This window comes from Paraclostridium tenue (genome assembly GCF_039521565.1).
In the GTDB taxonomy this organism is placed as follows: Bacteria; Bacillota; Clostridia; order Peptostreptococcales; family Peptostreptococcaceae; genus Paraclostridium; species Paraclostridium tenue.
The window spans coordinates 68,586-94,782 of the sequence record NZ_BAAACP010000008.1 but is presented as its reverse complement, the minus strand read 5'-3'; the positions used below and the strand labels follow the sequence as shown (position 1 = coordinate 94,782).

Annotated in this window: 29 protein-coding genes; 8 read left to right on the top strand and 21 right to left on the bottom strand. The window is 25.8% G+C overall.

Features of this window, described 5'->3' with window-relative positions; genetic code table 11:
- Positions 1–44: 44 nt before the first annotated feature.
- The 7 genes from ABFX13_RS08105 to ABFX13_RS08075 form a co-directional block, all read right to left on the bottom strand.
- Positions 45–833: an ABC transporter ATP-binding protein gene (locus ABFX13_RS08105; protein WP_346044744.1), complete on the bottom strand. Its 789-nt coding sequence runs from the start codon at positions 831–833 to the stop codon at positions 45–47.
- Complete coding sequence (locus ABFX13_RS08100; protein WP_346044742.1) at positions 805–1,830, bottom strand: FecCD family ABC transporter permease; 1,026 nt, start codon at positions 1,828–1,830, stop codon at positions 805–807. The genes ABFX13_RS08105 and ABFX13_RS08100 overlap by 29 nt, the downstream gene beginning before the upstream one ends.
- Positions 1,814–2,731, bottom strand: a complete 918-nt coding sequence (locus tag ABFX13_RS08095; RefSeq protein WP_147543795.1) for an ABC transporter substrate-binding protein — start codon at positions 2,729–2,731, stop codon at positions 1,814–1,816. The genes ABFX13_RS08100 and ABFX13_RS08095 overlap by 17 nt, the downstream gene beginning before the upstream one ends.
- A 339-nt stretch (positions 2,732–3,070) precedes the next feature.
- A complete protein-coding gene (locus ABFX13_RS08090) occupies positions 3,071–3,799 on the bottom strand; it encodes a hypothetical protein (protein ID WP_346044737.1) in 729 nt (242 codons plus the stop codon).
- Positions 3,799–4,476 (bottom strand): hypothetical protein, encoded by a 678-nt coding sequence (locus ABFX13_RS08085; RefSeq protein WP_346044735.1) that lies wholly within the window; start codon positions 4,474–4,476, stop codon positions 3,799–3,801. The genes ABFX13_RS08090 and ABFX13_RS08085 overlap by 1 nt, the downstream gene beginning before the upstream one ends.
- A gap of 56 nt (positions 4,477–4,532) precedes the next feature.
- Entirely contained in the window at positions 4,533–5,225 is a 693-nt protein-coding gene (locus tag ABFX13_RS08080; protein ID WP_346044733.1) for a PspA/IM30 family protein, read from the bottom strand.
- A gap of 101 nt (positions 5,226–5,326) precedes the next feature.
- Complete coding sequence (locus ABFX13_RS08075) at positions 5,327–6,133, bottom strand: RelA/SpoT domain-containing protein (protein ID WP_346044731.1); 807 nt, start codon at positions 6,131–6,133, stop codon at positions 5,327–5,329.
- Between the two features lie 190 nt (positions 6,134–6,323).
- On the opposite strand from ABFX13_RS08075, the gene ABFX13_RS08070 reads away from it, so the two are divergent.
- Positions 6,324–6,545, top strand: coding sequence for a LexA family protein (locus ABFX13_RS08070; protein ID WP_346044729.1), 222 nt, complete (start codon positions 6,324–6,326; stop codon positions 6,543–6,545).
- A gap of 207 nt (positions 6,546–6,752) precedes the next feature.
- Complete coding sequence (locus tag ABFX13_RS08065; RefSeq protein WP_346044727.1) at positions 6,753–7,619, top strand: GGDEF domain-containing protein; 867 nt, start codon at positions 6,753–6,755, stop codon at positions 7,617–7,619.
- A 48-nt stretch (positions 7,620–7,667) separates the two neighbouring features.
- Here ABFX13_RS08065 and pdxR read toward each other — a convergent pair whose 3' ends face one another.
- Positions 7,668–9,128 (bottom strand): MocR-like pyridoxine biosynthesis transcription factor PdxR, encoded by a 1,461-nt coding sequence (gene pdxR / locus ABFX13_RS08060; protein ID WP_346044725.1) that lies wholly within the window; start codon positions 9,126–9,128, stop codon positions 7,668–7,670.
- Between the two features lie 157 nt (positions 9,129–9,285).
- On the opposite strand from pdxR, the gene ABFX13_RS08055 reads away from it, so the two are divergent.
- Together ABFX13_RS08055 and ABFX13_RS08050 are read left to right on the top strand one after the other, a co-directional pair.
- Positions 9,286–9,495, top strand: coding sequence for a 4Fe-4S dicluster domain-containing protein (locus ABFX13_RS08055; RefSeq protein WP_346044722.1), 210 nt, complete (start codon positions 9,286–9,288; stop codon positions 9,493–9,495).
- Between the two features lie 2 nt (positions 9,496–9,497).
- Entirely contained in the window at positions 9,498–10,076 is a 579-nt protein-coding gene (locus tag ABFX13_RS08050) for a 4Fe-4S binding protein (protein ID WP_346044720.1), read from the top strand.
- 68 nt (positions 10,077–10,144) lie between these two features.
- Here the strand turns inward: ABFX13_RS08050 and ABFX13_RS08045 are convergent, their stop codons facing one another.
- Positions 10,145–10,903 (bottom strand): toxin regulator, encoded by a 759-nt coding sequence (locus tag ABFX13_RS08045; RefSeq protein ID WP_346044718.1) that lies wholly within the window; start codon positions 10,901–10,903, stop codon positions 10,145–10,147.
- A 996-nt stretch (positions 10,904–11,899) separates the two neighbouring features.
- On the opposite strand from ABFX13_RS08045, the gene ABFX13_RS08040 reads away from it, so the two are divergent.
- Entirely contained in the window at positions 11,900–12,106 is a 207-nt protein-coding gene (locus tag ABFX13_RS08040) for a hypothetical protein (protein WP_346044716.1), read from the top strand.
- A gap of 298 nt (positions 12,107–12,404) precedes the next feature.
- The gene (locus tag ABFX13_RS08035; protein ID WP_346044714.1) at positions 12,405–13,388 is read left to right on the top strand and encodes a linear amide C-N hydrolase; all 984 of its coding nucleotides are present in this window, start codon (positions 12,405–12,407) and stop codon (positions 13,386–13,388) included.
- 198 nt (positions 13,389–13,586) lie between these two features.
- Here the strand turns inward: ABFX13_RS08035 and ABFX13_RS08030 are convergent, their stop codons facing one another.
- From ABFX13_RS08030 to ABFX13_RS08005, 6 genes are all read right to left on the bottom strand, one after another.
- On the bottom strand, positions 13,587–14,627 hold the full coding sequence (locus tag ABFX13_RS08030; protein WP_346044711.1) for an ABC transporter permease subunit: 1,041 nt from the start codon (positions 14,625–14,627) through the stop codon (positions 13,587–13,589).
- Positions 14,600–15,646 carry an ABC transporter permease subunit gene (locus tag ABFX13_RS08025; RefSeq protein WP_346044709.1) on the bottom strand — a complete coding sequence of 349 codons (1,047 nt, stop codon included), beginning with the start codon at positions 15,644–15,646 and terminating at the stop codon, positions 14,600–14,602. Before ABFX13_RS08025 ends, ABFX13_RS08030 begins: the two co-directional genes overlap by 28 nt.
- Positions 15,639–17,192, bottom strand: coding sequence for a sugar ABC transporter ATP-binding protein (locus ABFX13_RS08020; protein ID WP_346044707.1), 1,554 nt, complete (start codon positions 17,190–17,192; stop codon positions 15,639–15,641). Before ABFX13_RS08020 ends, ABFX13_RS08025 begins: the two co-directional genes overlap by 8 nt.
- 97 nt (positions 17,193–17,289) lie before the next feature.
- On the bottom strand, positions 17,290–18,438 hold the full coding sequence (locus ABFX13_RS08015; protein ID WP_346044705.1) for a DUF3798 domain-containing protein: 1,149 nt from the start codon (positions 18,436–18,438) through the stop codon (positions 17,290–17,292).
- A 265-nt stretch (positions 18,439–18,703) separates the two neighbouring features.
- Entirely contained in the window at positions 18,704–19,324 is a 621-nt protein-coding gene (locus ABFX13_RS08010; protein ID WP_346044703.1) for a hypothetical protein, read from the bottom strand.
- A 289-nt stretch (positions 19,325–19,613) separates the two neighbouring features.
- Positions 19,614–20,510 (bottom strand): D-alanine--D-alanine ligase, encoded by an 897-nt coding sequence (locus tag ABFX13_RS08005; protein ID WP_147543755.1) that lies wholly within the window; start codon positions 20,508–20,510, stop codon positions 19,614–19,616.
- 251 nt (positions 20,511–20,761) lie between these two features.
- On the opposite strand from ABFX13_RS08005, the gene ABFX13_RS08000 reads away from it, so the two are divergent.
- On the top strand, positions 20,762–21,082 hold the full coding sequence (locus ABFX13_RS08000) for a (2Fe-2S)-binding protein (RefSeq protein WP_346044699.1): 321 nt from the start codon (positions 20,762–20,764) through the stop codon (positions 21,080–21,082).
- A 53-nt stretch (positions 21,083–21,135) separates the two neighbouring features.
- Here the strand turns inward: ABFX13_RS08000 and ABFX13_RS07995 are convergent, their stop codons facing one another.
- Both ABFX13_RS07995 and ABFX13_RS07990 read right to left on the bottom strand, forming a co-directional pair.
- Entirely contained in the window at positions 21,136–22,236 is a 1,101-nt protein-coding gene (locus ABFX13_RS07995; RefSeq protein WP_346044696.1) for a hypothetical protein, read from the bottom strand.
- 171 nt (positions 22,237–22,407) lie between these two features.
- The gene (locus ABFX13_RS07990; RefSeq protein WP_346044694.1) at positions 22,408–23,193 is read right to left on the bottom strand and encodes a lysozyme inhibitor LprI family protein; all 786 of its coding nucleotides are present in this window, start codon (positions 23,191–23,193) and stop codon (positions 22,408–22,410) included.
- 133 nt (positions 23,194–23,326) lie between these two features.
- Between ABFX13_RS07990 and ABFX13_RS07985 the strand changes: the two genes are divergently transcribed.
- The gene (locus tag ABFX13_RS07985) at positions 23,327–23,731 is read left to right on the top strand and encodes a hypothetical protein (protein ID WP_346044692.1); all 405 of its coding nucleotides are present in this window, start codon (positions 23,327–23,329) and stop codon (positions 23,729–23,731) included.
- 45 nt (positions 23,732–23,776) lie between these two features.
- Here the strand turns inward: ABFX13_RS07985 and ABFX13_RS07980 are convergent, their stop codons facing one another.
- The 4 genes from ABFX13_RS07980 to ABFX13_RS07965 all read right to left on the bottom strand — a co-directional run bounded on the left by ABFX13_RS07980 (position 23,777) and on the right by ABFX13_RS07965 (position 26,190).
- Positions 23,777–23,989 (bottom strand): hypothetical protein, encoded by a 213-nt coding sequence (locus ABFX13_RS07980; protein WP_346044690.1) that lies wholly within the window; start codon positions 23,987–23,989, stop codon positions 23,777–23,779.
- Entirely contained in the window at positions 23,980–24,114 is a 135-nt protein-coding gene (locus ABFX13_RS07975; RefSeq protein ID WP_346044688.1) for a hypothetical protein, read from the bottom strand. The genes ABFX13_RS07980 and ABFX13_RS07975 overlap by 10 nt, the downstream gene beginning before the upstream one ends.
- A gap of 53 nt (positions 24,115–24,167) precedes the next feature.
- The gene (locus tag ABFX13_RS07970; RefSeq protein ID WP_346044685.1) at positions 24,168–25,559 is read right to left on the bottom strand and encodes a metallophosphoesterase; all 1,392 of its coding nucleotides are present in this window, start codon (positions 25,557–25,559) and stop codon (positions 24,168–24,170) included.
- Between the two features lie 310 nt (positions 25,560–25,869).
- Positions 25,870–26,190, bottom strand: coding sequence for a hypothetical protein (locus ABFX13_RS07965; protein ID WP_346044683.1), 321 nt, complete (start codon positions 26,188–26,190; stop codon positions 25,870–25,872).
- Positions 26,191–26,197 lie beyond the last annotated feature (7 nt).

Below are 26,197 nucleotides of genomic sequence, written 5' to 3'. Positions count from 1 at the left end.
AAAATATATAGTTGCAACAAAAAAATAGCTATGCAAAAGCATAACTATTTCCATTTTTCAAGTACATCTAGCATAAATTTTTTTATATCTATATTATATACATTTTTTAAATGCTCTCCATTAAATACATCTTTAGAATTTCCATAACAAATTATTTCTCCATGATTTAATAAACAAACATCGTCACTAAAATAGTGAACTAAATTTAAATCATGAATTACTCCAATAACTATTTTGTTTTTTTCTTTGGTCCACTTTGATAAATGTTGTAGTAATTCTATTTGATATTTTAAATCAAGGTGATTTGTAGGTTCATCTAATAATATTACATCTGGGTCTTGAGCAAATGTTCTTGCTAAAAATACTCTTTGTAATTGTCCTCCACTTAATTCATTAATATGCTTGTCTTTTATATCTAAAAGACCTACTTTATCAATAGAATCTAAAATAATATCTTTGTCTTTTTTACTTAAAGAATTAAAAATGCCTTTTGAATGAGCATATCTTCCAAGTGCAACAGTTTCATATATAGTATAGGGAAAATAAATTTGAGTTATTTGGCTCATTAGCCCTACTTTTTTTGCAAGTTCTTTTCTTGAAAAATTGCGAACTTCCATATTATCTATTTTTATACTTCCTTTGTAATCTAAGATATTTGCTATAGATTTTAAAAGTGTACTTTTACCACATCCATTAGGTCCTACTATACAAAGATTTTTTCCTCTTTCAACTTTAAAATTAACATTTTTTATGATAAAAGTATCATCATACCCACAATAAAGATTTTTTACTTCTAGCATTTTATCACTTCTTTCCTTTGCTAAAGTACACATATGCAAAGAATGGTGCACCTATTATAGCTGTTATTGCTCCAACTGGAAGTTCTGCTGGGGAAATAATAGTTCTTGCTATTAAATCTGTTATAACCATTAATGAACCTCCAAATACAAAAGACATTGGTATAACGTATTTATGTTTTGAACCAAATATTTTTCTTACTACATGTGGTGCTATTAAATCTACAAATCCTATAGTCCCACTTAGAGCTATTGCACTTCCTGTTAAAACTGCAGTAAATATAAATAAATTTTTCTTAACTTTACTTGTATCAACACCTACTGCTTTTGCTTGTTCTTCTCCAAATGTTAATATATCCATTTCCTTGGTATATTTTAAAACTCCTATGATACCTATTATTAAAAATGGAATTAATGCTTTTACATATGACCATCCCTTCATAGAAAAACTACCCATTTGCCAAAGACTTATACTTTTTATATCTTCACTAAAAATTGCTGTAAGTGTTGTAAGTAGTGCATTTACAAATAGTGAAAATACCATACCTGCTAGTATAATAGTATTATTTGACATAGTTTTATCTATTTTAGAAGAAAAAATTACTACGGCATATACTGTTAATAATCCACATAAAAAACCTATCACAGGAAGAGTTAATTGCCCGAGAAATGGTATTGATATACCAAGAATTATAACAAGACCTGCACCTAGTGAAGCTCCTGAAGATACTCCTAGTGTATAAGGAGATGCTAATTCATTTTTTAGAATTGATTGAACTACACAACCGCTAACACCTAAGCAACCTCCTACCATAAATGCTAGTAGTACCCTTGGTAGTCTAAGTAACCATATTATTGACATATCTTTTGGGTCTATTCCTTCTTTTAAAGGTGTATTAAATATCTTATTAAGTATTATACTAATAGTGTCTAATACATGAATATTGGAACTCCCTATGGAAGTTCCAATACTAAATATTAGAAATACTAACGGTATTGATAGTATCACTAATTGTTTATTTTTGTTTTGCATATGCATCTGGATTTATAAACTCCGCCATTTGTTTTAATGCTTTTACTATATTTTGAGATGGTCTAGAAGATGAATTTGTATCTACTAAATATACTTTCCCATTTTTTACTGCTGCTATGTTTTGCCATCCTTCACGGCCTTTTATTTCTTTAACTGCATCTGGAACATAATTTACATTAGTTAATATTACATCTGGATTTTTTTCTATTACAGATTCTGCACTTGGTGATACCCATCCATTTTGGTCTACAAATATATTTTCTCCACCAACTAAGTTTATCATTTCATTTAAGAATGTTGCATCTCCAAAGCTATATAAGTTTGGTGAAGGCCCTATTTCAAAGTATACTTTTTTCTTAGTTTTTATAGTTTTTCCTATTTTAGCTATTTCGTTAATTTCATTTTTCATGTTATCAACTATTTTTTGACCTTTTTCTTTAGTTCCTGTTATGTCAGCTATAAACATTATATCATCATATATACCATTTATGCTTGTACTACTTGGTATATAAGCAACGCTTATACCAGCTTCACTAATAACTTTAAATGGATCTTGTCCTTTTTCAGTTTTATTATGTCCTGATGCTATTATCATATCTGGATTTAATGATATTATTGCTTCAGGATCTGGATTTGAAAAATCTATTAATTTAATGTTTTTAGGTAAACCTGCTACATCAGCAGAATATTTATCTACAGCAACCAATTTATCAGCTAATCCTAATTCAACTAATATTTCTGTATTTGATGGAGCTGTTGATATTATTCTATCAACTTTAGCTGGAACTTTAAAATCATTTCCTTCTCTATCTTTTATTACAACATCTTTTTGACCACATCCAACAACAGCCATCATTACTACAAAAATACCTGTTATTAATGCTAAAATTCTTTTCTTCATTTCACTTCTCCTTACTTAAAATTTCTAAATTTTTACCACTTGTATAAATTAATTCATTTTAGTATATAGTTCTACATTTTATATTTATTTCCTTCTATATATGTATAATTTGGTAATTAACTTTTTATGTAAAATACAAAAAAAGCATACTAAGAGAGCATGCCTTTAAATTTTAATTTAAATACTTTAGTTATTATATAACTCTCAGAAGAAATTATATTTAAGTGTTTTTATATACTAACTTAGCTTTTTTAATTTATAAGTGGTTAATTAGACTTTATTTATTATATGCCCTTATATATGAAATTTAATCTAATTTTTTAAATTTAATTTCCATTTTTATCTATTTTTTCTGCTTCTTATAAAATCTATTATTATATATAAAACTATTAATACAGTTATTATTAAAACTACATCCATTATAATAGGTCTTATTCCAAGTCTGTATCCCATATATCTAAATGGATTATATCCACCAAATCCAAAAAATCCTCCGCCATAACTATGTGGTATATAGGTTCTTCTTGAACCTCTATAATCGTCATCATAATACTTTTTATTATTACTAGACTCTGATTTATCATTGCTATTTGTATTAGGTTTTGTGCTTGGCTTTGTGCTAAATTTTCCTGAGTCTGGTTTTATACTACTTGATTTTGGTTTTTTTATATCACTATCTGAGCTTTCACTTTTACTTTCTTTGGGTGTTGGCTTTGTGCTAAATTTTCCTGAGTCTGGCTTTAGACTACTTGATTTAGGTTTTATAGCATCTGATTTAGATTTTGATTTAAAACTACTTGAACTAGGCTTTGTCGTACTACTTTTTGATTTAAAACTCGACTTAAAACTACTCCCAGAACTAGGTCTATAACTACTTGTATTTGGCCTTGAACTTATCCTTGGCCTCGAACTATGCGAACTTCCTTTAGCAACTTGATATTCTAGTGTATTTTTTCCTTTTTCATATGTATTAGCATAGGCTTTATCAATTGAAAAACTAAATGCACAAGTTATTGTAAATATAAATAAAGTTAAAAAAAGGGTAATATTTCTTTTTAAATTCTTCATTATACATTTAACCCCATTTCTATAAACTTATTATATAGTCTATCTAAATTGCTATCATCATCTCCCTCTATTACAGAGTCATAACTTTCTTCACCTTTAAATTTATAGTATTGTAATAATTGCTGATTATCATTGTCTTTAGTATCAACTAAATATACATATCTATTTAAAGATCCATCTTCATTTTTTTCTATTAAGTATCCTTTAACATCAAATTTAAATTCTTCATCTTCATTATATAACGTTACAGTATCAGTTGATTTTGTAAAACAGAACTTTTCTTTATCACATTCATAAGTATATTCTAATTCCCTACAGTTTATGCATCTATTAAAAGGGCACTCACTTACACAGTTTATGCATTTGCATTTAGCACATTTATCAAGTTTATTTATAGATTCTCTTTTATCTTTAGTTAAATAAGCTTGAATTTGTGTATCAATATCTGGTCTTTTCTTAAATATTTTAGAAAATAAACCTTTATCTTCTTGTTCATCTTCTTTTTCTAATTTACTTAAAAAAGACATATATTCAGAAAGGTCATCTACTTTTCTAATAAAAACTCTTTTATTTAATTCTTTATCGCTTAAAATTTGTTTTAAATCATTTACAGAAAATACTAAATCAGTATATAGCTTATCATATTTTTTCTTTTCTTGTAGTATCTTTTCGTTCATGTCGTTTCCCTCCCCAAAAAGGTAGATAGCCTTTGACCATCTACCTTAAGTAGTAATTATTTATTCATTTCTCTTTTTATTCTCTCAAGTTCATCTTCAACTTTAGAGTCAACTACAGGTGAGTTATTTATATAATCATCAAGCATAGAATCTTCATTTTTTGGTTTCATATCTTCAAGTGCTTTACCATAACTTTCTTTTTGTTGAACTTTCTTTTCAAGTTCATCTAAGTTTATACCATGGTCATCACTAAGCCCTGATAATGTTTCATTTATTTCATTGTTTATTTCAGCAACATCAAGTCTTGTAGCTAATTCTTGTTTTTTAGATTTCATTTTAGATATTTCAAGTTCTAATTCTTCTATTTTAAACTTGATTTCTTGTATCTTTTTATCTTGTATTTGTATTCTTTCTACTGTTTGAGTTAATTTTTCTTGTATTTCTAATTTTTGTTTAACAAAACTTTGAGCTTTTTCATTATCTTCTTTTAATAAAGCTGCTTTAGTAGCTTGCTCATATTTATCTATTCTTTCTTCTAAAGTTTTCTTTTCATTTCTTATATTATCTACTGATGCTATAAAGTTTGCACATTGTTTTTTAGCATCTTGAAGTAATTTTTCTTTTTTATTAATTGATAACTCTAACATTTCTATTGGGTCTTCATGCTTTTCAATAGCTTTGTTAGCTTTAGCTTCTACAACATTTTTAAGTCTTTTAAAAAATCCCATTATTTTTTCATCTCCATTCATTTTATTAATTAACATTTAATTTACTTTTTTATCTTAAGTTAATTATTAATATATATAATATCATAAATTATAATGTTTTCCACAATAATTTAAATTTGTAATTATTTGTTATTTTTATCTTCTATTATTTTTAATAATTCTTGTATTTCTTTATCTTTTTCTTTTAATTTTTCTTCATATTCAGTTTTAACATCTTCTATGCTTTCACTTAATACATTTATTAAAGATGCCATTTCATCTGAGCTTCCTGCTATTCTATTTAAAAGCATTAAATTTTGTGCTAAAACTTCTGGTATTTGTTTATGTGAATATCTAAGTTGATGGTCTATTTCTCCATAACCTTCTTCAAATATTGTTCTAACTTGAATTTCAGCGATTATCTTTTGTGTAGTCGGGTAAGATTCTATTAAATAATGAACAGATCTATATCCTGATATTCTTGAACAAACTTCTATTCCTAGTTCTTCAAATTTCTTAGTATTATCTCCTTCACGTACATTTGAAACAATTTCAAGAACTTTCCACATACTAGTTATAAAATTATGTATTTCTTCCCAATCTTCTTTAAATATATGTATTACTCTTATACCAACTAAATCTGTTATTTCACTTTTATAATTATCTACTGTAAAATGAAAGTCTTTACCGTATTTTTTTCTTCTATCTTCTACTTTTCTTATTATCTTTTCTATTAAATGTTCTGGATCTTTAACTCTAGTTTTAACAGAATGAACTTTAGGGTGGCTTCTAAGTATTGTAGCTATTAATTCTGCTTGAGTTTCATAACTTTTTCTATATATTATATAGTCTTCATATATTTTTTCTATTTCATTCCAATTTATATTATTTTCTTTTAATTCTTCTTCGGTTATTTGATAATTTTTAAAAAATTCATCTTTTATTAGCATTGTAGCATCCTCACTTTTGATATTAATTCATCTATTATTATATATCAAAATATAAGTTTTTAACTATACTATTATTTTAATAATTATGCTTACTCCAAACATATGTTTGATTTTTTTAGTAAAAAGTGTTATTATATTATTATCTTATACTCAATTTTACATATATTTAATACAAGGAGGTAGTACTCATATGTATTCTAAATTATATTATAAGCAAGTTGAGATTTTAAACTTTATAAAATCATCAACTGCAAAAACAGGGTACCCACCTTCTATTAGAGAAATTGCTAAAGGCGTTAATTTAAGTTCTTCTTCTACTGTTTTTTGCCATTTGCAAAAACTTGAAAAACTTGGCTACATAGAAAGAAAGTCTAAGCAACCTAGATCTATAGTTATTTTAGATAATAAATAAATTATATTGTTTACTAGGTTTAAATTAATGTAAAATTTAATACTCTTTTAAATTAAACCTCATATTTTTTAGTTTATATGCTAAAATTATGAGGTTTAATTTTACTTATTTGTAAAAAATAACTATTATATCCTAAAATTTGCAAATAAATAGTTAACCCCTTATAATATTTAGTAGGGTTGTTATAAGAAAGGAAGTGAAATTTTTTTGACTCTTGCAGATAATAGCATTGAGGTTTTGAAGAATGTATTTATAATTCAAAGAATAATTGATCCTAAAAATAAAAGAATTATAAACTTTGATAATACTATTAGACCCACAGAAAGTCATAAATGTTATGATTATTGGAAAAATCAAACTCCATGTTCTAATTGTATCTCTATGAGGGCTTTAAATGAAAACGCTTCATTTACTAAATTAGAGACTTTAGGAGATAAAACATATATGATAATAGCTGCACCATTTAAATTAAATGAAAATAATTATGTTATTGAACTTATAAAGGATGTGACTAATGATACTATGCTTTCTCTTTACAAAGATAAAACAATTGACGAGCTCAAACGCGAAATAGATAGACTTAATACTATTGTGATTACAGATGAGTTGACTAAAATCTTTAATAGAAGATATCTAGATGAACATCTCCCAGTTGCTTTAGAAAATTTATCCAAATCAGATTTTTCAATTAGCTTAGTAATGTTAGATATTGATAAGTTTAAATCTATTAACGATACTTATGGGCATTTATGCGGTGATTATGTTATTAAAGAAGTTGCCCATTTATTAGATAATTATATTAAAACTTTTAATGGCTGGACTTGTAGATATGGTGGAGATGAATTTATAGCCGTTATCGAAAACGTTTCTGTCAGAGAAACTTATAAGATAATTAAGAATTTAAAAATTCTTATTAAAAATACAGATTTTATACATGAAGATAATAAAATTAATGTTACTTGCAGTTTTGGTATAACTCATTTAAATAAAGACAATATAAATTTTAATGAAGCATTGAAATTAGTTGATGATAAATTATATAGATCTAAAAAAGATAAAGATACTATTTCTTAATGGATATTTTTAAAAATATCCATTAAGAAATTTAAAATAATTAAAACTTTAACTTAATTCTTTTATACTATCTCCAATTATTTTTATTCCTTTTTCTATATCTTCTAAAGAAAGTCTTGAAATTCCTAATCTTAATGTGTCCTTTCCTTTATCATCTGTGTAAAATATATCTCCAGGCATAAATATTACGCCCTTTTCGTAGCATTTATTTAATAATTTTCTTGAATCTATATTTTTTAATTTAATAAAAATATGAAGTCCACCTTCACCTAATACATAATCATTAGGAATATACTTTTTAACACAATCATATGTAAAGTTAAATTTATCACCATAAAACTTTTTAATCTTTTTTACATATTTATCAAAAGCTCCATTACTTAAATAATCATATAATATCGCTTGGTCTAAAAAAGATACATGTATACTTTTACATCTTTTTACACTTTCAAGTCTTGATATAACTTTTTTATCGCATAATATCCATCCAATTCTAAGTCCTGGGAATAATATCTTTGAAAAGCTTCCTATATATATTACACCATTATTTAGATTATCTAATGATGCTATTGGGAATATATGAGAACTTGAATATAATAATTCTTCATTAAATCCATCTTCTATTATAGCTATATTGTGTTTTTTCATTAAGTTGTAAAATTTGTATCTATCCTCTGGACTCATAACTGTTCCTGTTGGATTATGATAAGACGGAGTTATATATGCAAATTTTATTTTTATATTTTTTTCATTTTTTAAACTATCTAGCTTCTCTTCTAGCATTTTAAAATCTAGACCATCTTTATTTATATCTATACCCACTATATTTAATCCTAATGATTTAAATATTTTTATTGCTGTATTGTGAGTTGGATTTTCGCATATTATATAATCTCCTTTTTCTGTAAAAGAAGATAATAATAAATCAAGCCCTTCTGTAAATCCATTTGTTATTAATATATCTTTATTTGTAGTGTCTACCCCTTTTGTATTCATATAGCTTAATAAATAATCTATAAGTGGCTTATAGCCTTGTGCATAACCATAATTTAGTATTTTATGTCCTTCTAATGCTATCCTATTTAAAAAAGATTTTTTAAGTTCATCTATATCAAATAAATCACCATTTGGAGATATACTTTTAAAAGATATTAAATCAGATCTCCAAGGTATTTCACTTTTTACAATATCCATTTCATTTGCTATTTTACTATATTCATTTTCAAAGCTTTCAAAATCTATATTCCAAGAATTATTTAAAGTAGTATTTTTGTGATTTACAAAAGTTCCTTTACCTGAAACTGAGTATATTGTTCCATCAGCTTTTAATTCTTCATAGGCTGATATTATAGAGTTTCTACTTACATTTAAAAATTGACTAAGCTCCCTTGTAGAAGGTAACTTACTGTTATTTGGTATTAAACCTTTGTTTATCATAATATCTATGTAATTTTTTATTTGTATGTAAATTGGTTCCTTATCATTTAATTTTAAGTCTGAAAATAACAATTTATCACCTCACTGTTACTTACTATAATATCAATTATTGTATATGTTTTGCAATTAAAAGCTTTTTGATAATTATCTATTTAAGTGATATAGTTACATATCTTTTAAAATCGAATTAATATAATTTAATTAAATAATATATATGGAGGGTTTAGTAATGTTAAAAAATAAAAAGAAAACAGTAGTAGATAAAGACTATTGTGTTGCCTGTGGTACTTGTGTTAAGGTCTGCCCTTTACAACTTATAAATATTGAACAAGGTGTATTTGCAAAAATAAATTTAAGTAGATGTGTTGGATGTGGTAAATGTGCTAAAGTTTGCCCTGCATCTGTAATAGAAATTAAAATGATGGAGATTGATGAGTAATTATGAAAAAGAATAAGAAAAATTTTAAAGATTATATGTGGATATTGAGTTTAACTTATTTGTTTTTAGGCATTTTTAATATATTGTTTGCTTGGTTAGGGTTATTATGCTTTTTAATACCACTAATTATTTCTATAGCTGGTGGTGGTAAAGCTTATTGTAATGCTTACTGTGGTAGGGGTCAGTTACTTAATCTTATGGGAAGTAAGTTAAATTTATCTAGAAATAAAAATATTCCTATATTTTTGAGAAGTAAGTGGTTTAGGTATGGATTTTTAACATTTTTTATGAGTATGTTTTTTGTTATGTTGTTTAATACTTACTTAGTTTTTAGTGGTGCTAGTGAGTTAAAGGAAGTTATACAGATACTTTGGTCTTTTAAGTTACCTTGGAACTGGGTTAATACTTCTATGGTTAGTCCATGGGTTGCTCAGTTTGCATTTGGATTTTATAGTATGATGGTTACTTCTACTATTCTTGGTGTAGTTACTATGATTTTGTATAAGCCTAGATCTTGGTGTGTTTATTGTCCTATGGGTACAATGACTCAATTGATATCAAAGGCTAAGTATAAATCATAATTTCAACGTTAGATATTCCTATAAAAAAGCACTTACTTGATGTAAGTGCTCTAAAAAACTTATACTTTTTAATTTATATCTATTTTTTCAGCAACCATTGCTGGAATAGTTATTTTTTGACCTAATGTGCTTGTGTATGATGTAGTTCCCGCACTTGTTCCATAAAGTGTCACATTATCATTTTCAAGTATCCTACTATTTAATATTGATGGGTCATATTCCACTAACATAATTTTGTTGTAATCATCATTTATAGCTACCCTTAAATTATTATGTCCTTCTCCTTCTAATACTTGAACTACTTTACCTGTAAATTTACAGTTTTTAAGTAATGTTTGTTCTGGATTTCTAGCTATTTCATTATATGTTAAGTCCGTGTTGTATTTGTTCTTCTCTTGCTCTTCTTTAGCTAACCTTTCTTCCTCAGCTTTTTTTTCTTCCTCAGCTTTTTTTTCTTCTTCTACCTTAGCATTTTTCTCTTCTATTTTTCTTTTTTCTTCATCCTTCATATCAAACCATGGCTTTGCTTCATCTAGTTGTGAGTCTAAGTAATCTATTCGTGATTGTAGATCTGCGTTTTGAGTAGTTAAATTTCTATTATTATCGAAAGTATCCATTGTTCCAAGCCACATAATCATTAAACCAACAAAAAGCCCAACTAAAAAGCCTCCAAAATGATTTAATAGAGCTCTTAATTTTGTATTTTTTAATACTTTTTTTATTTTACTATTTTCATCCTCTTTTACTTCACTTATTACTTCTTTCGCATCTTGTTTTTCACTAGATAAATTTTTTTCTTCTCCAGTTAAATTTTGTTTTTCAGTCATATAAATCCTCCCTAAATTTAGACAAATTTCTATATCATATTATCACTATTCATTGTCAAAATTTGTAAAAATTCGCATATCACTTTAAAATAATTCTAATATTATTAAATATTTATATTATTTTACACATAAAAAAGTACCCACCTAAGCGAGTACTTTATATCTATATATTAATTATTGTTCGTTTATACTTTCTAATTGATTTTCTAATAACCCAGCTCCTGCTGCTAATATAAATGGTACTATCATTAAACTTCCTAATATTATTGTCATATATAATCACTCCCAATGTTTTATTTATTTGATAAGTATATTATATATGCTGACCCTTAAAAAAGCCTTGCACTAAACTTAAATAATTCTTACATTTTTGATAGTTATATAAAAAAGAAAACTAAATAAATCAAATTTAGATTCTCTATTATAAATAATTAACCTTTTTAGAGTCTCACTGCAAATAGCATTTAAGCTCTCAGGATATTTATCTCCTTAAGGAGATCTGTTTTTAATCTAAAATCTGATTTGTTTAGTTTTCTATATTATATATATACCTTGTTTTAATTAAATTAAACACTATTTTTAAAAATTTTTCAAATAAATAAAATAAAAAAATCACCTTGGCTTAGATACTCTTTTTTTATAGTTAATAATTACAAATGTTATAACATATATAATACCCTTATTACCCTTAAATCCTTTAATACAATATTTTTGTAATTAAAATTAAAATACTAGTAATTTTAATAAAGCTAATCTCATCACTTTAATATTAAAATTTATATATTTTTATAGATTGAACTTTAAATTAATGTTAATATATCAATTATTAAAAATACCAATTAGGAAATTTATATATAAAAACAATATTAAAATGGTTAGATGTATTAGACTTAAATATGGTATTATATATATAAACAATATTAAAATGGTTAGATGTATTAGACTTAAATATGGTATTATATATATAAACATACAAAGTTAAAGGGGAGATTGGGAATGACTGACTTAAACTTATGTAAAGTTATATTAAAAAAAGAAAGTACAGGGGAGGATATATATGAATTTCCTAAAAAGTTAAATTCATCTGAGATAGCAGCAATTAATGTGTCCAACACTATTGAGGATAAAGGTAGAGAGTATGAGATAGCAAATCTATCATTTGATTATAGATTTAAAACCTTAAACATTATTATTAGGGATTAATAAAAATACAATATCTATATTAAAAATTAAAATAAGATAAATTTTAATATTAAAACAATATTACATAAATATAAGTAAATCAAACGCTACAAAAAATTAATCAAATTGAAACAATTATTCAGTTTGTATTAATTTCTTGTAGCTATTTTTTATGTTCGAAAAGTATCAATAATCAAATGAGGTTATGAAAAAAGTAATAGTTTTAAAAATTCACTTAAAGTTACTTAGTTAGTTTCTGTTTAAAGTGGATAATTTAGGATATAAAAATGTTATAATAACTCGATAGGAGATGATTTAAATGTGTACACATGTTCACATTTCAAGTAACAAAAATAATTTTTATTGGGGAAGAACTTTAGATACTTCTTTTAATCCATTTGATATTGATTCAAAAGTAACTATTGTTCCTAAAAATTTCACTTTAGACACACAAAGTAAACCATGGAAAACAAAATATGCTTTTTTAGGTATAACTTTATCAGACTCTACTTTATTTTTTGATGGAGTAAATGAAAAAGGGCTTGCTGGAGGACTTTTATTTTTAAATGCATGTACATGGGATAAAAAAGATAATATAGAAAAGGAAGGACTTACAGCTATTAATAGTGGTGAAATAATTCCTTGGATTTTAAGTAACTTTGAAAATGTTAATGAAATAAAAGAAAACATATCAAAAGTTGTCGTTACTGGTGACGATATTCCTTCATTAGGAGAGTTAGGTAAAGGTAACCCTATAACTGCTCATTATACTTTTACAGACAAAATGGGTAATTCAGTTGTATTAGAACCAATAAATAATGGACGTTTTAGAGTTTTTGATAATAATGTAGGTGTAATGACTAATGATCCAACATTCGATTGGCATATGACTAATTTAGGAAATTATGTTCAAGTACAAGGATTTAATAGAAACCAAAATCATTTAAATAATAAAACAGTAATTACACCAATTTCAAATGGTTCAGGTATGCTTGGATTACCAGGAGATTATACTTCACCATCAAGATTTGTACGTGCAGCATATTTAAGAAATCTTATAGGAGAAGTTAGTGATGAAGAAGCTCCAAGTCAATTATTTAGTGTTTTAAATTCTGTTTGGGTTCCAAGGGGAGCTGTACGTTTTTTTGAAGATAAAGATGATTCAGATTTTACAAGTTATATGTGTGCATATGACCAAACTTTAGGAAAATTATATTTACGTGTTTTTAATCGTATAGATACAATGGAATTCTCTTTAGAAAATGTCAGAGAAAATGAGTTAGTAACTTATTCAGTTAACTAGAAATTAAGGTACAATAATTTTTTTAATTATTATTCAAAACTAAAATATAAATATTATATGGTTTTAGTGTATATAGCAATAACAAATGAAAATAACCTAAGGTATTGTTATATACACTAAAATCAATAAGTTTTAGAATTTCAAACTAAAAACTAAAAAAGCATCCAAATTAATGGATGCTTTATATCTATATATTAATTATTGTTCGTTTCTCATATTCATTATAAGTGAGAATATTATTGTTGAATATGCTATAAAACTTCTAAAATACTCTCCTAAGGCTGCATTTGAAAATAAATTTTGACCAGCTAATGGAGATACTATAAACAATGTATGGAAAAGTATAACTCCAAAAAATGCATTTTTTAAATTTGCTTTTGCTAAAGTTGCTCCACCTGCTAGTAAAGATGCACATGCAAATACATCTACATTTAAGTGTCCTGTGTAGACATTTAATGTCCCTATATCAAATATAAACATAAGCTGACCAATTGCTGCTATAACAGTTGATATAACGATTGCATATCTTCTGCACTTATCCACCTCTATACCTAATGAGTATGCAGTTTTCATATTTTCACCTATAGCTTTAAGTTTAACTCCTAGCTTTGAGTTCGTTATGTATACAATAAATAAAGTTACTAAAATAATAAATAATATTGGTATAAATGGGTATTGTATTATAACCTCTTTGAATCTAAATAAATCAACCATACTTTGAACACCTATACCATTAGATAATAACATAGAGTCATTTTTAGGTTTTATTATAGTTCCATAACCTACCATAAACACAATATTATATAAGCTAGTTCCCAAAAGGCCTATAACTAAACTAGTTATCATTTCTCTACCTTTAGATTTATTTAGTATAAATCCTATTATATTACCACAGATAAATGCTAGTACTATACTCATAGCTACAACTAATATAAATGAGGCTATACCTTTTATATCCATGCTAACAATTATAATACTACTAAAATGTGCACATAATGCCCCTATTCCAATAGAAAAGTTTATTCCCATTCCTGCCATTATAGGAACTATTAGTGCTAGTATCATTATTGTATTTCTTATTATTCTTCTATATAGCTCATTTGTCATAAGATTTAAACTTACATCAGATAAAATGATTCCTACTATAGCTAAAATTAAAAAAGTTATAGGCACAATATTTTTACTTAGTTTGTTTATTAACTTATTATCTTTTATGCTTTTAGTTTTTGCTTTTTCCATAATCCAAGCTCTCCTCCCTCAGATACAAATGCATATAGTATTATTGAGTTAGTTATTATCATTCTTAGAGTTTCAGCTAATTCTGGAAGTAGTAAAGCATTAGCTACTGGAACAGATAATAAGTAAGTTGTTTGGAATAAATAAGTACCTATTATTGCATTTAATATTGATGTATTTTTTCTTGTCGCTCCACCTATTAATATTGCTGATATAGCTGGGAAAGAAAAACCAAGTGGTGCATCGTATAATTGTATAAATCCATAACTTTGAGTGTAAACACACATTCCTATAGCTGCAATTATAGTAGATAATATTATTGCTATAGTTCTATATTTATTTATATTTACTCCTGAAAGATATGCAAATTTTTCATTTTCAGATATTACTTTCATAGTAAATCCTGATTTTGTTTTAAAGTAAAGATATATTAACAAACAAATTAGACCTACAAATATTAATAAACCTAAAGGTATTTTTATTTTTCCAATATCTAAAACCCATAAGTTATCTAATATACCATCAAATGTATTGCTTAAACTTATTTTAGGTCTAAGACCTTGTCCCCCTATTGGGTATAACATTTGTCTATTCTTAAAAGGTGCTAAACACCAAAACATATTCATCACAAATACAAAAGAATATCCACAGAACATACCGATTACTTCTTCTTTTCCTTTTAGCTTATTTAATACTAGTGAATATAGATATCCAAATACCGTTCCTATAACTAGACATAGTATTAAACTCACTAAAAATCCGTAAAATCCTACTATTTTGTATTCTACTGCAATACACATAGAAAGTAGTCCTGCACATATTCCAATAGACATACCAAAGTTCATACCTATTCCACATTTTAACATGGGTATAAGTGATAAAACTAATATTGAGTTCATAGCAAATTTTACTAATGATTCATTTAATATTCCTATTACCGGTATATTTAGTTTTGCTACAAACAAAAGCATAATTGCTAAATAAACTAAAATTATGATTTGAGGAGCTTTTATCTTATGCATACTTCTCCCTCCTTTTGCCCGATATAGCCAAGCTATAAACTTCGTCATCTTCATCTGGAGATAATATATCAAACACCTTACCTTCATACATTACAATAACTCTGTCACATACTCTTTTTAATTCATCTATCTCGCTTGATGCTATAACTATAGTAGTATTTTTTTCTTTATTCATATCTAAAAGCATATTTAAAATTATTTCTTTTGAATATAAATCAATACCCCTGGTTGGTTCTCCTACAAATAAAACTTTAGGGTCTGTTGCTATTAATCTTGCTATACAAATCTTTTGTTGATTTCCTCCGCTTAGTTCTCCTACATTTTGATTTTTAGAACTACACTTTATATTCATTTGTTTTATTTGATTACCTACATAAGAGTCTATTTTATTTTTATTTAAAAATGATAAACCTTTAAGACAATTATTTTTCAGAAAATTATTTTTGCTATAGCAAGATGTAAAAATTATATTCTCTTTAACGGTTGAGTTAAGTAGTACCCCTAATTCCTTTCTTTCATCAGGTAGCATTACAATACCCTTTTGTATAGTTTCATGTACCTTTTTTATGTTTAGCTTTTCATTTTTATAAATTATATCACCTTCAAAATTATGAAGACCCATTATAACATTTCCAAACATTGTATGCCCATGACCTGCAAGGCCTGTAATTCCTAGAATTTCACCATCTTTTATATCAATATTTATATCTTTAAATTCTCTATTTTCATCATGTATATTTACATTTTTAAAACTTATTATATTTTTATCACTTGTATTTTTTTTGTGTTCTTTTTCTCTTGATGCCTTATTTACCTTTTTACCTATCATATCTATAGCAATATTTTCTATATTAAATACTTCTTTGTCATAAGTAGATACTATTTCTCCATCTCTAAAAATAGTTACTCTATCACATATAGAGGTTATTTCATCTAATCTATGAGATATAAATATTATAGATACTCCTTTATTTTTTAATGACTTGACTATTTCCATAAATATATTTGCATCTTCTTTATTAAAACAAGCTGTTGGCTCATCTAGTAATAATATTTTTAAATCTTTTTTATCTACTTCTCTAGCTATTTCTATAAATTGCTTTATATTTACAGATAGATTTTTTATTAATTTTTTAGTGTCTAAATTAAGTCCAAAACTTTCTAATAGTTTTTTACTATCCTCATGATTTTTTGAATTATTTACTATATCAAATTTATAAGTATTTTCATTATTTATCTTTATATTAGAAGCTATATCTAAACTTGAAACCAAAGCAAATTCTTGGTGAACTTTTCCTATACCAAGCTCTATTGCACTTTTACTATCTTTTATATTTGCTTTTTTCTTGTTTATAAATATTTCTCCACTATATCCACCAGTTTTTGAAATGTTTTCATCACCAAATATTATATTTAAAAATGTACTTTTACCACATCCATTTGCGCCAACAATTCCATGAATTTCACCTTTTTTCAAATTAAAGTCTATATTTTTAAGTGCATAAACCTCTCCAAATTTTTTACTTAAATTTTTTACTTCAAGCATTTTGTCACCTTACCTTAATATGTTTATTAATTAATCTTAATTATGCATAAAGCCATACCTTTAATTTTTAAAACTAAAGGTATGGCTACTATTTATATTAATACTTTATATGTTCCATTATCATTAATTGATAGTTATCTGTATTTTCTTTTAGTTTTTCAAATTCTACACCTATTCCGTATGTGTCTTTTGCAAACTTAGTTAAGAATTCAGAATTAGATACGTCTTTCTTAGTTAAATTATTCTCTACCATTTCTATAGAAAGTTCTACTGCAAACTCAGGTAAGAATATAGTCATTGGAATTGGCCATCCACCTAATCTTCCAGTCATTTTAGCTTCTTTAACTTTTTCACTTATCATTTTATTCATCTTATCAAAGTTTTGAGAATCTTCTTCATTTATTTCTAAATTTAATACAGTTGGATATGCTTGAGTTGGTGTTGGACAACATTGTTCAGCAACTATATACTTTGATTTTAAAGCTTCGTCTATTATTACATCATACATTGGACAGTTTGATCCAAATATATTTGTATCTGGTCCATATTTTTTTATTTGTCTTGGTATATCTTCTCTTAAGAACTGTTGCATTGGAGCTGGACCTTGTCCTGTTTGAGGATCTGGAGTCATAACTTCAACAAACTCTAAGCCTTCTTTTTCACAAGTTTCTTTCATCATATCACGTCTTTTAGCAACACTTTCTTTAGATAAGTGTGTTGGGAAAGAATAGTGTATAAATGTTTTAGCTCCCATTTCTTTAGCCTTTTTAACTATTGTTTCTCCCCTTTTTGCCCAGTTAGCATCTAAATTAACATCTATGTATTTACTCATCATATCTGGGTCATCCCATATTGGCGCTGTTACAGTTATTATATCCGGTCTTTTTTCTTTTACTTGTTGAAGTGCTGGCAATAATCCAGATTGACCTGAAACTACTACTATAGCCTTCATATCTTTATCATCAGCTAAACTTACTATTTGACTTATTGCTGTTTCTATTTCTGTGTTAAAGTTTTCTGGTAAAGTAACATGCTTTACTATATCTGGATATTTTTTCGTCATATTTTGAGCTGCCCTAAATTCATCTTCACTAATAGATAGTGTAGGCGTTACTATCCCTACTTTAAAATTATTGTTTGATCCCTTTACATTGCTGTCTTGTTTTTCAGTATTTGATTGGCTACATCCTACAACACCTAAAACCATACATACTGAAAGCATTAATGCACAAATTTTTTTAAACATTCTATTTCCCCCTAAATTCTACTTTCGTCTCCTTAATTTTATAATTTTTAACAATATTTGTAAAATTTAAAAAATCTATAGTTGATAGCCAGTGTATAGATTTTTTCTATAATTCAGAAAAAAATAACTTAATGTGTATTGCAAAATCTTATATGTTTCTTTCTCAATCTAACTCAAAATAGCAAATAAAAAAATCTTGAAATATATAATTATATATTCCAAGATTTTTTTATTAAGTTTATTTTTAATTTTAAAACTTAATATTTTAATTATTTTCATTTTCTTGTAATTTGCTTAAAATTTCAAATTCTTTTAATTGTCTATTTTTATTTATATCATCTATTAATTTAGATGCAGCATTAACTAATATGTAAAATACGTATCCACTAAATCCGCTTATAAGTCCATATGCTAAAGATATAGGTTGCCATTCATATCCTGTGTATTGACCAAATGTACCTAGTACAGGTTGTTTTTGCATTGCTATTATTATCATAGATATTACAGCTAATACTAATATTATTTTAGATGTTATATCTATGCTTTTAACTATTTTACAAGGTTTATATTCTAATTTTCCTTTGTTATATTTTACTGAGCCATAAGTTATTCCTTCTTCAGGTTTGTTAGGTTCTTCATTTATATCTTTTTCATTTTCGTTGTTTTGTTCTATTTCTTCTATTGCTTTTTTGACATCTTCGTCTTCTTCAAATGGTGTCATCATTTCATCAACTATATCTGCTCTTTGTTTATCAGAAGCTTCTAAAGTTTCTTTAACATCCTTTTCTATATTTTCCATAGTTTTTCTTGTTGATTCTTTAAATTCTTTTGCTTTTTCTTCTATGTCTTTCATAGACTTTTTGACTTTGTCATTTTCGTTTAACATGTTCTACCTCCTAAAAATTATATTTTCATCTAAAAAAGATTTAATTTTTATTATATTTATTTATATGTAATATTTACCCAATTTTTGTAAAAATATGTAACTATTTTACTATTTTTTATTAAAATTTTAAAAATTAATTTTAAATCTTAGAAAATTACCTATAACAAACTTTAGTTTAATAAATTTTATTCATAAAAAAAGAAAGTCTATAAAAGACTTTCAATTTATCAAATTTATAAATTTGTTTTTTCTAATTAACTTTTAAATAAACTAGCTAGTTTTATATGATTTAGTTTAAAGAATACTCTATTATTTTTTCTATTAATTGACTAAATTCTATTCCTTTAGCTTTTGCACTTCTTGGAATTAAGCTTGTTTGTGTCATTCCTGGTAATGTATTTAATTCAAGAACATAAGGAACACCATTACTTATTATAACGTCAACTCTTACGTATGCCTTGCAATTAAATGCTTTCCAACATCCTTTAGATATTTCATTTATTTCATCTTGTAATTTTTCTTCTAAGTATACTACTTCTTCTGTTGCACCATTTTGGCTATATTTTGATTCAAAGTCGAAAAACTCTGAATTAGCTTTTATAGAAATTGTTGGGAATACTTCTCCATTTAATATAAATGATGTGTATTCTCCACCTTTTATATATTTTTCTATCATTACACAATCATCAACTTCAAGACCTTTTTTAACTGCATTGAATACTTCATCTTTTGATTTTACTAAAAATGTTGCTACACTAGAACCTCCACTATTTGGTTTTATAAATACTGGGTATCCTATTTTTTCTATTTCTTCGTAATCTATTTCTTCAACACTTCTAACTACTGTCCAAGGTGCTGTAGGTAAGTTAGAATCTCTTAGTATTTTTTTAGTCATGTTTTTATCCATACATAAAGCACTTGTTAATGGTCCACATCCTGAGTATGGTATATCCATTGCTTCTAGTATTGATTGTACACATCCATCTTCTCCAAATTTTCCGTGAAGAGCTAAAAATGCAAAGTCTATATCATCTGTTATTTTAGTAAATATATCTTTTTTATCGTTTAATACTACTTTTACTACTTCATATTTATTTTTATCTATGCCATTAAATACAGCTTCTCCAGATTTTAAAGATACTTCTCTTTCAGAAGATATCCCACCCATTACTATCGCTATTTTCATATTTCTCACTCCTAATTTCTTCTTTTATGTCATTAATTTTTTATAATTTTCATGTTTATTTATATTATTAGTATATGTTTAATATGTGATTGCTTAAAGTACCACTTATGGTTAAGTTTTGTGTGTTAGTGGTTTACATAGTCAATTGGTAAAATTTTTTAAATATTTTTAATTTAAATTACATAAATATGGGTATCATATTATAATGATATGAAATTTAAATTTTAAATTAATTAAAAAGGAGATTAATTATGGCTGGAGATAAAACAATATGTCATTGCAAAAATGTTAGTTACATAGATATAAGAAAGGCAATGATAAATGGTGCTCGTACTTTAGATGAAATAAAGGAAATGACAGGTGCTTCTACTGGTTGTGGTAGATGTGCTAGTGAAATTGAAAAAATATTAGCATCTGTTTGTGGATGTAAAAATGTTTCACTTGAAGAAGTTGTAAGTGCAGTTAAAAATGGTGCAGATACAGTAGATAAAGTTGGAGAAGCTACTAAAGCAGGTACTGGTTGTGGTAGATGTAAGGCTTTAATTCAAAATGTAATAGACTTAAAAAAATAATAATTTAATTTATATAATAACCCCTACTTAATATTTTTTAGTAGGGGTTATTTTTATAAGATTTTATTTATTATAAAAAATAGTAATATTACAGCTACTAAAGCTTTCATTTTTTTGTGTAATAAGTTTACAGTATATCCTGGTCCTAATCTTCTTTTTACTATGAAATTTGGATCTTCTTTATTAAAGTAAAAATATCCACATATCCATTTGCTATCATCACTGCTATAATCAACTTTTTCTTTTACTTTAAATGAGCTTAACATAAAGTAAGAATAAAAAAGATTTAAAAGACTTCCCATAATAATAAGTATACTTAATATCATTGTATATCCAGGGAATTTGTATTGATTAAATACTATTATAGGAATTATAGTTGTTAAAAACTCTATACATAAAGTTATCAACACAAAAGAATACCCTATTTTATTTATGTATTTAAGAATTTTATCTTTACTATTTTCTAACTTTTCTTTTTTTATAGATGATATATCACCTAAACAAGTCATTGTTATAAAGCCTAATAATATTATCATTATAAACCCAGCAATTTCTACACCAAAAACAGTTTTTAAGTTTTTAGGTACAAAGTCTGTTGGAGTTGAATCTCCTGAAAAATCTGTCGGTATAAAATTTGGAAGGTTATTGTAATTTATAGCTAAATATAATATAGCTAATGCTGATATAAATAATAATACTGAAAATATTAATTTAAATTTATTTTGTATTTTTATTTTTTCATTTAATAATCTTGTATCTAAAGTTATGGTTCTCTTTGGTAATTCTTCTTCTTTATAGTCTGATTCTTTCATTAACTTTTGACTTAATTTTTTAACTTTAGTGTAAGTTATAATTAAAAGTCCTTCAATAAATATACTGTATATCGTAAATATAATATCCATAAATGTTTTAAAATTATCTTTTAATGTGAAAGCTCCTACTAAAATAGAAATTATAAATATTAAATAAGATATTCTTACCCATCTTTTATATGGCTTCATTACTTTTTGCTTATCTTCTTTACTTAAAGCTAAACCGTATATTTTAAACCCATAAAAAAATTTACTTCCTCCAGTGAAATCTAAACTTATTAAAAATATATACATAAAAAATAGTGTTGGTAACATAATTACCAAAAGCCCTGTGTCGTTCATTGACATTCCTCCCTAGTTGCAATTTTACTTTTCTGTATTAAATTAAGTTCTTTTTGTTATATATATAGTATAACAAACAGAACTTAATTTCAATACTATTTAGATATCTAATTAGTTTTTTATTTTAGTTATGTAAAATAAAAAAAAGATTGGAAATTTCCAACCTCTTTTTTATTTCATATATGTATTTACTAATTCATAGCATCTTTGTTTTGTAAGTTCTGCTAATGCAGAGTCATAAGCTATGCCTGAAAGAGAACCATTTCCAGCTTCTTTTGATTCTTTTTCAGCTTCTTTGTCTCTATATTTTATCCAATCTAATTGGCTTTGTTTTATAATTTCCATTTCTTTAGGATTAGTATTTTCTTTTATTTCTTGATATATTTCATTTAATGCTGAGTCCCAAAGTTTTAATGCAGTAGCTTCCCCTTCTTTCATAGCTGGAGTTGTTTCATAGTTTTCAGCATAAGAATCTATCTCATCTTGAATTTCTCCTAGTTTTGCTATGTATTTGTATTTTTTATCTGCAAGTATGCCATGTTCACTTTTTGAAGTTTTACTTTTTTGATTTGAACTTTCTTCTTTATTATCTAAATTTTTTAAACTATCTAATTCTTGTTTTAGTTTATTGGCTTGGTTTTTAACTACATCTGATTTGCTATCCATACTATCTATTTCATTACATAATTTTTTTGCCGCTTCTGAATTTTTCTCTTTTTGCATTTTTACTGCATTTATTAATTTTTCAGTTTGTTCTTTTAATATTTTTGCTTCTTTATCATCAGATTTTTTCTCCAGTGCTAAATCAAACATTCCCTCAGCTTTTTCATAGTCATTATTTACAATAGCTGCTTTTCCATCATCCATCATTTTGTTATATGATGATAAATTTTTTTCACATCCCGTTAATATCAATAAGCTTCCTATTAATGGTATAAATATTGACTTTTTAAACATTTTTATGCCCCCTCTGTATGTTTTTAGCTCTCATACAGTATGATAACATAAGGCTTTTCCCTTGTATATTTTTCTAAATATTTACAAATTTAGATTAATTAACTGCTATAATAAATTTAGGGGGGATATACTAATGAAATTAATTAAATTATATACACTGTGCCTATTGTCAATAATAATAGCAGGATGTTATTTTGGTACAGATTATTTAATTAATGCAATAAGTTCAAATGATAAAGATGTTAAACTTGATCCTGACATATATAAAATTGAGGTTAATGAAAATGGTCAAACTTATGGAACTTATGAAATTGATGAGAATGGAGAAACTATTGAACCAGATTTAATGGCAGTTGTAGGATTAGATGATGTTGAAGGATATGTAAAAAAAGTTGATTTATATGATGAAGCTAATCAACCTAATAATCCTAAAGAAGCAATTGCTTATATGAAAAAAAGAGAAAAAGAAGGTCCTAGAATAATTCCAGTTTATAAAGAAGATGGTAAAACAGTAATAGGAAAATTTAAAATTGATTAAATAAAAGTGTCATAGCTTAAGTTATGACACTTTTTATATGCAAATTTATACTTTGTTATTATTTATTTTGTTTTCTAATTCTTTTACTTTACTTTCTAATTCTATAATTCTATTTTGATATTTATTTTTATTTACAACTTTGTCTATAAAGTTATATATCATATATATTATTAGTATCAAAATTGCTAAAATAAGAATTGCATTAAATATTTGAAATATAAGTTCATATGAAATCCCTATTAATGGTTTTATCTCCATTTTTTAATCCCCCTGTAATCCATTTTTGTATATATCTGATTTAGACTGTTTAAGTTTTGTATACCTAGCATAAACAGTTGATTATTTTCATTAGCTTTTAATATTTTAGTAGCTCTAAGTAGCATTGAGGTATTCGTATAGTGTCCACATTCATGCATATTCCCACTATTTTAAATTTTTATATATGCTTTAAATTAACGCTAAATTCTTTATTACCTTCTTCAATTTTAAATTTATCGTTTTTGTTGGGATAAATTGTTATAACATTGTCCTTATATTCTGATTCATTAAAGTCTAAGTTTAATCCCATTAAATCTGAATTACCATATACATAGCAAATAGGCTTATTATCTTTCATAAGTATCATTTGTATCATGTCATCACTATATGACGGTGAAATATTTCTCCATTTATATCCAACAGTTTTGTATACGGTTTCAACAGGTGTATGTGGTTTAAAGATATGTATTTTATCCCATTCAAAAGGAGTTATTTTAGCTAAGTTAACTTCTTTGCCTTTCTCAGCTTCTTCCATAAGCTTAACCATAAATTCTCCATACTTATCATCTTCTTGATTCTTTTCAAATGTAGTTAGCTCACTTGATTTATCAACTACATCCCAACCATTATTATTTTTTTCTAGTTTTAAATTTATCTTAGAAATACATTCTCCATGCTTACCTGGTTCTGTAACTATAACAGTTTCTCCAGATTTATTTTTGTAATCATGTTGTTTAATTTGAACATGATTATGCCCTGCAACTATTGCATCAATTCCATCAACTTGTTGTGCTAAATCTTGTATTCTATTTCCTGGGTGTTTTGGCTTTTTAGGTCTTTCTCCTGTATGTGCAACAGCTACTATAACATCAGCCTTGTCTTTTTCTTTCATTACCTTAACCCACTTTTTTGCATCTTCTACTAAATCATTCATATACAATTCACCATTGTACTGTTTTTGATCCTTTAGTTCTAAAGACTTAGCAGGTACAAATTTATCTCCTACCCATTCTTTACTTTCTCCTACTTCTTTTATTGTAAGACCTAAAATTCCTAATTTAACAGTACCTTCAGGTGTGTTAATTTCTTTTATTATATATGGTTTTGTGTAACTATCTCCATTTTTTTTATATGTATTTGCTGATAATACATTTATATTTTGTTTTTCAAAATCAGATATCATATTATCTAAATGAAATTTATTGTTAGATACAAATTCATGATTTCCAAGTACTACAGCATCGTATCCTACATCTTTCATATCCTTTGCAATAGGAGCTTCTATATACTTTTCAGTATTATTAGCATTGCAGTCTGATCTATCTTTAAAATATTTGGCCATACTTGAGCCTATTGCTACGCCACTATCAAAGAAATCTCCTGCATCTACTACGGTTATGTTTTTATCTTTTTTTCTTTCGTTACTTACATAAGATGTTAATTCATATGGTATGTTTCCATGTAAATCGGTTGTTGCTAGTACGTTTATTTCTGCTGTTTTTGTTGAAGTGCATCCTGATATTATCAGCGTAGATAAGAAAATTGCTCCGACTATTATTTTGTTTTTCATAATATCCCCTTTTCTTTATGTATTTTTAAGTTTTCCCCCATATAAATAAATTTATATCTTTATATTATACATAAATTTTTATATAGTCAAATTTGTATCTATCATCTAGTTAATGAATTGTTACTAACTTAAAATATCTTTTAAAATACATACTGATTTTGAAATAAATAAGCAAATATCTATTTAGTAATTAGGCTTTATTTAACAATTGTGTGATAAGTAATCAACAAAAATGACTAAACCTTAATGGTGTAGTCATTTTTCACATATATGCACACTTTCACCTATACATATATTTTGTTCTAAAAAATTACTTGTTACCTTTATTCTTAAAACATGATATTACTTCTTTTGGAAGCAATATCATACATTCTCCTAAAAACTTTATCCCTCTTCTTACATCTTTCCCAAAAGCAACTCTACGTTCAAAACTTTTATCTATTGCCTTTGAAATTTTATCCATAGCAATATTTAATTTATTAGTATCTAATTCATTTAATATACTATAACATTCTTCACTACATACATATTGATTAGTGTCAGTATCATAATAACAAGTCTCTTTGTTACAATTAGAACATTTTCCAACATTCTTAACTTCAACACTTTCTATCTTTGAATCTAAGTTCATGTCAAAT

What these genes read in the sequence shown, in the direction of transcription:
- ABFX13_RS08105 (WP_346044744.1), bottom strand. Translation starts at nt 833, where the DNA reads ATGTGTACTTTAGCAAAGGAAAGAAGTGATAAAATGCTAGAAGTAAAA.
- ABFX13_RS08100 (WP_346044742.1), bottom strand. Translation starts at nt 1,830, where the DNA reads ATGCAAAACAAAAATAAACAATTAGTGATACTATCAATACCGTTAGTA.
- ABFX13_RS08095 (WP_147543795.1), bottom strand. Translation starts at nt 2,731, where the DNA reads ATGAAGAAAAGAATTTTAGCATTAATAACAGGTATTTTTGTAGTAATG.
- ABFX13_RS08090 (WP_346044737.1), bottom strand. Translation starts at nt 3,799, where the DNA reads ATGAAGAATTTAAAAAGAAATATTACCCTTTTTTTAACTTTATTTATA.
- ABFX13_RS08085 (WP_346044735.1), bottom strand. Translation starts at nt 4,476, where the DNA reads ATGAACGAAAAGATACTACAAGAAAAGAAAAAATATGATAAGCTATAT.
- ABFX13_RS08080 (WP_346044733.1), bottom strand. Translation starts at nt 5,225, where the DNA reads ATGAATGGAGATGAAAAAATAATGGGATTTTTTAAAAGACTTAAAAAT.
- ABFX13_RS08075 (WP_346044731.1), bottom strand. Translation starts at nt 6,133, where the DNA reads ATGCTAATAAAAGATGAATTTTTTAAAAATTATCAAATAACCGAAGAA.
- ABFX13_RS08070 (WP_346044729.1), top strand. Translation starts at nt 6,324, where the DNA reads ATGTATTCTAAATTATATTATAAGCAAGTTGAGATTTTAAACTTTATA.
- ABFX13_RS08055 (WP_346044722.1), top strand. Translation starts at nt 9,286, where the DNA reads ATGTTAAAAAATAAAAAGAAAACAGTAGTAGATAAAGACTATTGTGTT.
- ABFX13_RS08050 (WP_346044720.1), top strand. Translation starts at nt 9,498, where the DNA reads ATGAAAAAGAATAAGAAAAATTTTAAAGATTATATGTGGATATTGAGT.
- ABFX13_RS08045 (WP_346044718.1), bottom strand. Translation starts at nt 10,903, where the DNA reads ATGACTGAAAAACAAAATTTAACTGGAGAAGAAAAAAATTTATCTAGT.
- ABFX13_RS08040 (WP_346044716.1), top strand. Translation starts at nt 11,900, where the DNA reads ATGACTGACTTAAACTTATGTAAAGTTATATTAAAAAAAGAAAGTACA.
- ABFX13_RS08035 (WP_346044714.1), top strand. Translation starts at nt 12,405, where the DNA reads ATGTGTACACATGTTCACATTTCAAGTAACAAAAATAATTTTTATTGG.
- ABFX13_RS08030 (WP_346044711.1), bottom strand. Translation starts at nt 14,627, where the DNA reads ATGGAAAAAGCAAAAACTAAAAGCATAAAAGATAATAAGTTAATAAAC.
- ABFX13_RS08025 (WP_346044709.1), bottom strand. Translation starts at nt 15,646, where the DNA reads ATGCATAAGATAAAAGCTCCTCAAATCATAATTTTAGTTTATTTAGCA.
- ABFX13_RS08020 (WP_346044707.1), bottom strand. Translation starts at nt 17,192, where the DNA reads ATGCTTGAAGTAAAAAATTTAAGTAAAAAATTTGGAGAGGTTTATGCA.
- ABFX13_RS08015 (WP_346044705.1), bottom strand. Translation starts at nt 18,438, where the DNA reads ATGTTTAAAAAAATTTGTGCATTAATGCTTTCAGTATGTATGGTTTTA.
- ABFX13_RS08010 (WP_346044703.1), bottom strand. Translation starts at nt 19,324, where the DNA reads ATGTTAAACGAAAATGACAAAGTCAAAAAGTCTATGAAAGACATAGAA.
- ABFX13_RS08005 (WP_147543755.1), bottom strand. Translation starts at nt 20,510, where the DNA reads ATGAAAATAGCGATAGTAATGGGTGGGATATCTTCTGAAAGAGAAGTA.
- ABFX13_RS08000 (WP_346044699.1), top strand. Translation starts at nt 20,762, where the DNA reads ATGGCTGGAGATAAAACAATATGTCATTGCAAAAATGTTAGTTACATA.
- ABFX13_RS07995 (WP_346044696.1), bottom strand. Translation starts at nt 22,236, where the DNA reads ATGAACGACACAGGGCTTTTGGTAATTATGTTACCAACACTATTTTTT.
- ABFX13_RS07990 (WP_346044694.1), bottom strand. Translation starts at nt 23,193, where the DNA reads ATGTTTAAAAAGTCAATATTTATACCATTAATAGGAAGCTTATTGATA.
- ABFX13_RS07985 (WP_346044692.1), top strand. Translation starts at nt 23,327, where the DNA reads ATGAAATTAATTAAATTATATACACTGTGCCTATTGTCAATAATAATA.
- ABFX13_RS07980 (WP_346044690.1), bottom strand. Translation starts at nt 23,989, where the DNA reads ATGGAGATAAAACCATTAATAGGGATTTCATATGAACTTATATTTCAA.
- ABFX13_RS07975 (WP_346044688.1), bottom strand. Translation starts at nt 24,114, where the DNA reads ATGCTACTTAGAGCTACTAAAATATTAAAAGCTAATGAAAATAATCAA.
- ABFX13_RS07970 (WP_346044685.1), bottom strand. Translation starts at nt 25,559, where the DNA reads ATGAAAAACAAAATAATAGTCGGAGCAATTTTCTTATCTACGCTGATA.
- ABFX13_RS07965 (WP_346044683.1), bottom strand. Translation starts at nt 26,190, where the DNA reads ATGAACTTAGATTCAAAGATAGAAAGTGTTGAAGTTAAGAATGTTGGA.